General features: G+C 50.3%; 1 protein-coding gene. It reads right to left on the bottom strand.

What is annotated here, in order from left to right; genetic code table 11:
* Positions 1-70: 70 nt before the first annotated feature.
* Positions 71-799 carry a type I restriction enzyme HsdR N-terminal domain-containing protein gene (locus GS429_RS15605; RefSeq protein ID WP_160066274.1) on the bottom strand — a complete coding sequence of 243 codons (729 nt, stop codon included), beginning with the start codon at positions 797-799 and terminating at the stop codon, positions 71-73.
* Positions 800-1,005 lie beyond the last annotated feature (206 nt).

Genomic DNA, 1,005 nt, shown 5'->3' with positions numbered 1-1,005 from the left:
CGATTGCGATCACCAACTACGAGCGAGGACACGATCCAGGACGTGAGAAACTCAAACTATGAGTTGGATTCTATGACACGCTCTCAGGGCTTGCTGTTCCGATATCGTTCGCAGCTCCGAGTTCCGCGTGAATCTGATCAAGATACTCGTTCACGTGCTCTCGAGCAGGCTCTTGTGCGATTGATCCGACCGTATCAGTGACTGTCCCCACGATATCACGTGAGATCGTCTGCCGGTTCTCTTTCAACGCGGTTCGGGCGTCGTTGAGATCCACGACTCGCTGCAACCTGTCCTTGTACGACCCACTCGTCACCTCCTCCTTCGTCAACGAATTCAACACATCCAGATACTCCGGGAACTCACCCAATTCAAACCGCGCGACTTGCTGTCGCTGCACCTCATCATCCGTCGAAATATGCGTCCGATACACCTCATATACTTCACCGTTCGTCAGCACCCCGAGTTCGACGTTATCTAACGCAAGATACTCCGTGATCTGACTCCGGTGACCATCTAACCCCGTCCCAGGGGATTTCGCTTCGACGAAGACCTTAGACACACCGTCATCGAGCAACGCGTAATCCACGATATTAGTGTTGTGCTCCCCAAACTGGTACTCTATCCGCCCATCCAACGGAATCTCCCACCCCAGTAACCGAATAAAATCCGTGATGATCGCCGCCTTCGTCTCCTCCTCATTCAAATCCGGATTCTGAGCCAATAACTCCGTTTTCTCCTCAGCAAACTCCCGTACCTCCTCCGCTCTTAACGGTGACGAAGAATCAGTTGCCGTTCCCATTGCTTCTAACAACACTAATGAAGGAAGACATAAATAAGGTTTCAAGTCACGTCTTACACATTCCAACCCGCGTTGTCCGCTATTGGTACGGAGAATAGAACACTAAGTCATGTACACATAATTCTGCTCTGTTGAATAGCGATCTAATCCGCCGATATCACTAGCTTAGAAGGATGAAGCCGAGGAATTCGATTCTGTCTATGGAA

The sequence above is a fragment of the Natronorubrum halalkaliphilum genome (genome assembly GCF_009834785.1).
Taxonomy (GTDB): domain Archaea; phylum Halobacteriota; class Halobacteria; order Halobacteriales; family Natrialbaceae; genus Natronorubrum; species Natronorubrum halalkaliphilum.
Note: the sequence above shows the minus strand (reverse complement) of the source record. Positions and strands in the feature narration are given on the sequence as shown.

Excerpts from the sequence above, each read along its gene's own strand:
- GS429_RS15605 (WP_160066274.1), bottom strand. The coding sequence starts at position 799 with ATGGGAACGGCAACTGATTCTTCGTCACCGTTAAGAGCGGAGGAGGTA.